Consider the following 7,421-nt stretch of genomic DNA (forward strand, 5'->3'; position numbering starts at 1 on the left):
GCGATCCGGTCGGCGAGGTTGCCCTGGTCGGGGTGGAGCATGGCCAGGCCGGCGGGGGCGTCGTAGAGGAACCACGGCACGTGGGCCAGCGCGATCAGCAGCAGCATCATGCCCCGGGCCAGGTCCGGGGCCAGAGCCCGTTCGGTGAGGGGGGTCGAACGCACCGGGGTCCCGGTGCCGGGGGTGGAGGGCGGACCCTCGGTACGGTGGGTCGTCATACGGGTGGGCTCCCGGCGTCTTCTCTGGTGATCGGTGGGTCGGGTCGCGCGGCCTGTCGTGACCACGCGGGGGTCGCGCAGACTCCGCCCGAGGACATGACGCCACCCTCCTCCACCTGCACCGTTCTCCGGCAGTGGGACCGTGTCACCGTTCTCCCGTGACTTTTGCACGGGTGAACCCATGACACGGCGTCACTGGTGGAGGCGCCGGGCCTGCCGCCGACACAGGGGCCGGTCCTCCCGGCCGACCGGCTGTCGTGCCGGAGCCGGTGGTGCACGGCGCGACCGACTTTTCCGGGCGCACGCCGAATCCTTTCGGTGGCCCCGCACCTCCTATACATGTGCCGACAGACGTCGGAACGGGACCAGGAGGCCTTCATGATCACAGGTATCGCCGTCGCCGTCGGGGCCGTGCTGCTCTGCACGTGCAGCTACGTCGTCATCCGCAAGCGCGGGAAAGCCCGTGGCTGACCCGTCCTGGCCCGGTGAACAGCTGGTCGTCGCCGCCCAGCGCGGTGACGCCGAGGCGATCAGCGCGCTGGTGTCGGGTTCGCATCCGAACGTGCGGAGGTTCGCCCGCTCGCTCTGCGCCACCCCCGAGGACGCCGAGGATGCGGCGCAGGAAGCCCTGATCATCCTCTACCGCAAGATCGGGATGCTGCGGGCCTCCGGTGCGCTGGCGTCGTGGATGTTCCGCATCGTCCGCAACGAGTGCCTGCGGCGCGCACGGACACTGCGGACCCACGCGCCTCTGCCGGACGCGGCCGTGCACTCGGCCGAGGAGGTGGTCCTGCAGCGCATCGAGGCGAGCGAGGTGGCGGAGGCCATCGCCGCTCTTCCGGCCGAGCAGCGCGGCGTGCTCATCATGCGGGACATCCAGGGCTACAGCGGTCGCATGGTCGCCGAGGCGCTCGGTCTCAGCACCGCCGCGATGAAATCCCGGCTGCACCGCGCCCGCACCGCGGTCCAGCAGGCCCTCCGCGCCACACCCGAACCTGAATCCGGAGACTCCCATGAGGACGTCCAGAGCCGACGGCCCTGACTTCGCGAGCTCGTCCCTGCCCCGCCACTTGGTTCGGGGCGTGGTCGGCTTCGGCAGCCTGATCGGCTCGGTCGCGCTGATCCCGGCCCTCGGCCCGGGCTGTCTGCTGCTCCTGCCCGTGGGCGTGCTGGCACTGCGCGGCTGTCCGACGTGTTGGACCATCGGCCTGATCCAGACCGTCTCGCGGGGGCGCCTGCAACGCACTTGCGAGGACGGTCGGTGCACGCTGACCCTCCCGGGGCGGGACCATGAGGAGCGCCCGACCGCGCCGGCGCCGCTGTAGCGGAGCCGGGCCCGGTGCCTGTGCCCGGGACGCTGCGTCCGCCGAGGTCACCCCGTCGGCCTTCGGCCGGCGGGGTGACCTCGGTGAAGGCGGGCCCGGAACGCCCGGGCCCGACGGCCCTCCGCTCTCCGGACTCGGTGAGGGCGGTTCGCCCCGGATACGCGGAGACCGTCCGTCCTCCGTTGGCCGTGCCCGTCCGAACCCCCGCTGTTGCGCGGCATGCTCCTCTCATCGGGGGAATCCGGACCCGCGCCTCGGCGGCGCAGGGGATCCGGCGGCAATGCACGAGGCGCACAGGGCCGCCGAATCCGTCCGGGGCGTTCGCGCGCGGTCCCTTGTCGGAGCAGTGGCCTCCGGAAGTTCACCGAGTGCACGCCCGGTCTGTCGAGAGGCTCCGTGCCATTTCGGGCCTCTGATTCGATTGGCTGTTCCGCCGCACTCCGGGTGATGCCGACCGGAGTCGTATCAGAACGGAACCGCAGGTCATAAACGAAATGCACCCCGGCAGACGTGTCGCCCGAACACGGCTCCCGAGTTTTCTCGGCCGATGACGGAGTTGCGCTCCTCCACCTGGGCTGACGTGCGTATACGTTCTGATCGCAGACCTGGTTCCGGTCGCGCGGTTTTATCGGCGGCGCGCATGTCGGGAACGCGGACGACGCCGTGATCCCTCCGGTGGGAGAACCCGCAGGGGAAATCGGATCGGAAACGCGGGCGGACCTGGTCATCAGCAACGCAACAAGAGGGAACTCGTCGGGGAATGCCCGGTGAGTCGTGCCAGTCGTCACCGTCCGGTGGTCGGCTGTTGGTCGGAAACTGGTTCCTTGTTCAGTCTTGTCGAGAAAGGTTGCTTCCCGCCGGTCCCCCTGGCCGGTTTCTCTCCCCCGCATATCGGAGGCAACCGCATGCCAACGCCCCATTCACGACATGCGCAGACGCGTCGCGCCCCCAGGGCACGCCGTTACTTTCGCACCGCGATGACGGCCTCGATGGCCGCTGCCATCGCCGGTTCCATCACCATGGTCCCCGCCCCGGCCGCGGCAGAGCCGTCGGAGAACGGGGACGACGCCGCCTACCGCGGCGGGATCGAGGTCGTCCGGTCGCAGCCCGCCGACGACTCGGTGCTGACGGGCCGGGTGTTCGTCGACGCCGACCGCAACAGCGTCAGCGACCGCGGCGAGGACGGCCTGGCCGGCGTCGTGGTCACCAACGGCCGCGACGTGGTCCGCACCGACCGGCGGGGCCGCTACGAGCTGCCCGCGTTCGACAACATGACGGTGTCGATCACGCAGCCCTCGGGCTACCAGGTGCCGATGGACGAGCACAACATCCCGCAGTTCCACTACAACCACCTGCCCGAGGGGTCCCCGGAGCTGCGCTACGGCGGCATCGAGCCCACCGGACCGCTGCCGTCCGCGATCAACTTCCCGGTCGTGGAGAGCGGGGAGACCGGCGACCCGGACCAGAGCTGCGTCATCGCCGGAGACCTGCAGACCTACGACGAGCAGGAGGTCGAGTACGCGCGCGCCGGCGCCATCAGGGACCTGGCCGAGCGCGACGACTACGCCGGCTGCGGCACCCTGTTCGTCGGCGACGTCGTGGGCGACGACCTGTCGCTCTACCCCGCCATCAAGGACCTGGTCGCCGAGACCAACGGTCCGGCCCGCTTCCTGCCGGGCAACCACGACCTCGACTTCGACGCGCCGAACTCCGAGCACTCCTTCGACACCTTCCGCGCCCAGCTGGCGCCGGAGTACTACTCCTACGACGTCGGCGACGTGCACGTCGTCGCGCTGAACACCGTCGACTACCCGTGCACCGCGGCCGAGGACAGCCCCGCGGGCATCGCCGAGCACTGCGCGGACCCGGAGGGCCGCCCGGCGTACAACGGCCGCATCGACGACGACCAGCTCGCGTGGCTCGAACAGGACCTCGCGCACGTCGACCGCGACAAGCTCGTCGTGGTCGCCGGCCACATCGGCCTGCTCAACTACGCCGACGAGAGCTCTCCGGTGCACCAGGTCGACCAGGTCCGCCGCGTGCACGAGCTGCTGGAGGGGCGCAGGGCCGTGGCACTGTCCGGCCACAGCCACAGCATCGAGAACCTCAAGACCGGTGACGACGTCGAGGGGTGGCGCACCCTCTTCGGTGTCGAGGGACTGCCGTTCCCGCACATCACCGCCGGCGCGATCTCGGGCGACTGGTACTCCGGCGAGGTCGGCGAGGAGGGCTACCCGACGGCGATCGGCCGCGACGGCGGCCGCCCCGGACTGGTGACGCTGGACATCGAGGGCAACGAGTTCCAGGAGCGCTACACCGTCACCGGTGAGTCCGACGACGTGCAGACGCAGCTGGGCATCAACAGCCCGACCTACCGCGAGTGGTTCGCGGAGCGCCAGGAGTGGAACGCCGACCCCGTGGGCGAGGCCCCCGAACTGGACGAGCCCCTGGTGGTCGACCGCTCCGACCTGGCGGGCGGGAGCTGGCTGACGACCAACTTCTTCTTCGGCTCCACCGGCTCGACGGTCGAGGTGAGCATCGACGGCGGGCGGACCAGGGAGGCCACGCGTACCCAGCAGATGGAGGGCGAGGACGTCAACGTCGGCGTCGAGTACTCCGACCCGTACGCGATCTCGCAGCAGCTGGTCCACGGCGGCAGCCTCGCCGACCGGACGATGCACCTGTGGCGGTTCGACCTCCCCAGGAACCTGCGCACCGGTGAGCACACCGCCGAGGTGACCGCGACCGACTCCTACGGCCGCGAGTTCACCGACACCATCGAGTTCGAGGTGGTGGGGCGCCGGTAACGGGGCTCCACCCGGAGGGCCGTCACCCGCAGGGGTGGCGGCCCTCCTCCGTGCGGACCGGCCGCGCGGAGGGGAACGCACGGGACACGGGGCTCCCCGCCGGGCGGTGACGGGTTCTGGCAGGGCCTCCCACCCGGATTCCCGCGGATGTTTCACTGCGACAGGAGGCCGGAAGTCACGGCCCCCGCCTCGCCCCGCCCGCGTGCGGCGACTCCGCCGCGCCCCGGGCGTCGGCGAGGCCGTTCCGAAGAACACCGCTGAGGAGAAGCATGCCCACCGTTGCCGCCTACACGGCCACCTCGCCGACCGCGCCCCTGACACCGGGCACGGTCGAGCGCCGCGAGGTCGGCCCCAAGGACGTCCTGATCGACATCGCCTACGCCGGGGTCTGCCACTCCGACATCCACACCGTCCGCGGCGACTGGGGCGAGGTCCCCTACCCGCTGACCGTCGGGCACGAGATCGCCGGCGTGGTCGCCCGGGTCGGCGAGGAGGTCACCGCCCACAAGGTCGGCGACCGGGTCGGCGTGGGGTGCATGGTGGACTCCTGCCGCGAGTGCGCCAACTGCCTGGCGGGGGCCGAGCAGTACTGCCTGCGCGGGTTCACCGACACCTACAACGGCACCGACCGGGACGGCACCACCACCCAGGGCGGCTACTCGACCGGCATCGTGGTCGACGAGCACTTCGTCCTGCGCATCCCCGACACGATCCCCTTCGAGAAGGCCGCCCCGCTGCTGTGCGCGGGGATCACCACCTACTCGCCGCTGCGCAACTGGAACGCCGGACCCGGCACGAAGGTCGCCGTGGTGGGACTGGGCGGCCTGGGGCACATGGCCGTCAAGATCGCCCACGCCCTGGGCGCCGAGGTGACGGTGCTCTCCCAGAGCCTGAAGAAGCGCGAGGACGGGCTGCGGTTCGGCGCCGACCACTACCACGCCACCGCGGACCCGGCCACCTTCGAGCAGCTGGCCGGCGCCTTCGACCTGATCGTCAACACCGTCAGCGCGCCCATCGACCTGGACGCCTACCTGAACCTGCTGGCGCTGGACGGCACGATCGTGAGCGTGGGAGCCCCGCCCGAGCCGGTGTCGGTGACCCTGTTCACGCTGTTCGAGAACCGCCGCTCCTTCGCCGGGTCGAAGATCGGCGGGATCGCCCAGACGCAGGAGATGCTGGACTTCTGCGCCGAGCACGGCATCGCCCCGGAGGTCGAGGTCATCGCCGCCGACGCGGTCAACGACGCCTGGGAGCGGGTGCTGGCCTCGGACGTGCGGTACCGGTTCGTCATCGACACCTCCACCCTGGGCGGGTCCTGACCCCGGACCGGGGGAGCCGCCGGACGACCTGGGGAACGGCCGCGGGGGCAGGCCCTGCCGCACCCGGCGGTGAGGGGGTCCGCCAGGGCCTGCCACCCCGCGGACGCTCCGCCTAGCCTGGGGGCATGGACAAGAACACCGTCCGCGAGTTCCTGGTCAGCAGGCGCGCCCGCGTGACACCGGAACAGGCCGGGATCCCCGCCTACGGGAGCGACCGCCGGGTGCCGGGGCTGCGCCGCGAGGAGGTCGCGATGCTCGCCGACGTCAGCCTCGACTACTACACCCGCCTGGAGCGCGGCAACATCGGCGGCGCCTCCGAGGGCGTCCTGGACGCGATCGCCCGGGCGCTGATGCTGGACGAGGTCGAACGGGCCCACCTGTTCGACCTCGCCCGCGCCGCGTCCGGAAGCCGTGCCCGCGCCGCCTCGCCTCCCCCCGGCGGGGTGCGGGCCTCGGTGCAGCGGATGCTGGACGCGATGGACACCCCGGCCATCGTCCACAACGCCCGCCAGGACCTGGTGGCCGCCAACCGGCTGGGCCGGGCCCTGTACGCGCCGCACTTCGACACCGACCAGCGGCCGCCCAACATGGCGCGGTTCATCTTCCTGGACCCCCGCGCCCGCGACTACTACGCCGACTGGCCCCTGGCCCGCCACACCACCGCGGCGACGATGCGCCTGGAAGCCGGCCGCAACCCCCTCGACAGGGAGCTGACCGCGCTGATCGGGGAGCTGTCGGCGCACAGCAGCCACTTCGCCGGGGACTGGGCCCGCCACAACGTCCACAGCCACCGCACCGGCACCAAGTCCTTCCGCCACCCCGACGTCGGCCCCGTCGAGGTCGACTTCGACGTGTTCGAGCCGACCGGGCAGGAGAGGTTGTGGATCGTCACCTACACCGTCGAGCCGGGCACCCCCTCGGCCGACGCCCTCGCCCTGCTGGGCACCCTGGCCGCCACCGACGAGGACGACCGGGACCGCGGCGCCGCCGGCGCGGATGCCGAGAGCCGTCGCGGGCGCTGAGGGAGGGGTTCTCCGACCCCTTCCACGTCCCGGAGGCCCCGGCCTCTCCCGCAGCTCTCCCGGCGGTGACGCCACCGGTGCTGAATGCTGGTGGGAGAGCGGTCTGACCTGTGGAAACACGAGAATCCGCAGGTCGTGGGGGAGGTAGACCCCTGGTTGTGCCGGGTTGCCCCACGTTCCGCTGGAAGGTGTGCGCCCTCAGGGTGCACACCGTCGGCCCATCTGGTGGACCCCTACGGGTGCACCAGGCGGGCTGGAGCAAGAAGCTTTAATCCTCGGTTCTTACCTCACATGTGAAGTTCTCGCCGAAGTCATCCTTGCGTGGCCAGCCACTCCTGGCAGCGATCGTGGAACCACGCCAGTACTTCGCGGACCGGGCCCCTCCCAAGCGCATCAATCCGTCCAGAGGGAAACTCGGTCGGCGATTCAGCGCGTCTTCGGGCAGGTCGATGCGGGGCACTTCGTTGAGGCGCTTGAGGAGTTCCCGGCGCATCTCGATGTCGTCGAACGGTGGACGGCGCCGCAGGTGCTGGAAGACGACTTCGGCGATTCCCGTGACCGGACACAGAACGAGCAGCCGGCGATCCTCGATGGTTCCCTTGCCCCGCATGGTGAGGAACCAGCTCGTCTCCTGGGCCCTGGACTGCATCGACATCTCACGTGACAGCGGTACCACGGACACCCCTATGGCCCAGGTCCGCGTGGACACTGCCCAAGGCCACATATTGCT

General features: G+C 70.9%; 6 protein-coding genes and 1 pseudogene. 5 read left to right on the top strand and 2 right to left on the bottom strand.

All coding sequences use genetic code 11. The annotated features are described in order from the left end of the window. A pseudogene (locus ACFQBR_RS33345) lies at positions 1 to 218 on the bottom strand (DUF418 domain-containing protein); the annotation flags it as partial. A gap of 463 nt (positions 219 to 681) precedes the next feature. On the opposite strand from ACFQBR_RS33345, the gene ACFQBR_RS33350 reads away from it, so the two are divergent. The 5 genes from ACFQBR_RS33350 to ACFQBR_RS33370 all read left to right on the top strand — a co-directional run bounded on the left by ACFQBR_RS33350 (position 682) and on the right by ACFQBR_RS33370 (position 6,691). Further along, on the top strand, positions 682 to 1,260 hold the full coding sequence (locus ACFQBR_RS33350) for an RNA polymerase sigma factor (protein ID WP_267945159.1): 579 nt from the start codon (positions 682 to 684) through the stop codon (positions 1,258 to 1,260). Then, positions 1,232 to 1,543, top strand: a complete 312-nt coding sequence (locus ACFQBR_RS33355) for a hypothetical protein (protein ID WP_344185979.1) — start codon at positions 1,232 to 1,234, stop codon at positions 1,541 to 1,543. Before ACFQBR_RS33350 ends, ACFQBR_RS33355 begins: the two co-directional genes overlap by 29 nt. 989 nt (positions 1,544 to 2,532) lie before the next feature. After that, positions 2,533 to 4,350 (top strand): calcineurin-like phosphoesterase family protein, encoded by a 1,818-nt coding sequence (locus ACFQBR_RS33360; RefSeq protein ID WP_344185978.1) that lies wholly within the window; start codon positions 2,533 to 2,535, stop codon positions 4,348 to 4,350. Between the two features lie 269 nt (positions 4,351 to 4,619). After that, positions 4,620 to 5,669 (top strand): NAD(P)-dependent alcohol dehydrogenase, encoded by a 1,050-nt coding sequence (locus ACFQBR_RS33365; protein ID WP_344185977.1) that lies wholly within the window; start codon positions 4,620 to 4,622, stop codon positions 5,667 to 5,669. Between the two features lie 125 nt (positions 5,670 to 5,794). Next, on the top strand, positions 5,795 to 6,691 hold the full coding sequence (locus ACFQBR_RS33370) for a helix-turn-helix transcriptional regulator (protein ID WP_344185976.1): 897 nt from the start codon (positions 5,795 to 5,797) through the stop codon (positions 6,689 to 6,691). Between the two features lie 268 nt (positions 6,692 to 6,959). Here the strand turns inward: ACFQBR_RS33370 and ACFQBR_RS33375 are convergent, their stop codons facing one another. After that, positions 6,960 to 7,301, bottom strand: coding sequence for a hypothetical protein (locus ACFQBR_RS33375; RefSeq protein WP_378554973.1), 342 nt, complete (start codon positions 7,299 to 7,301; stop codon positions 6,960 to 6,962). Positions 7,302 to 7,421: the final 120 nt, after the last annotated feature.

Origin of the sequence: Nocardiopsis tropica, from assembly GCF_042660575.1 — a bacterium.
GTDB classification, from domain to species: domain Bacteria; phylum Actinomycetota; class Actinomycetes; order Streptosporangiales; family Streptosporangiaceae; genus Nocardiopsis; species Nocardiopsis tropica.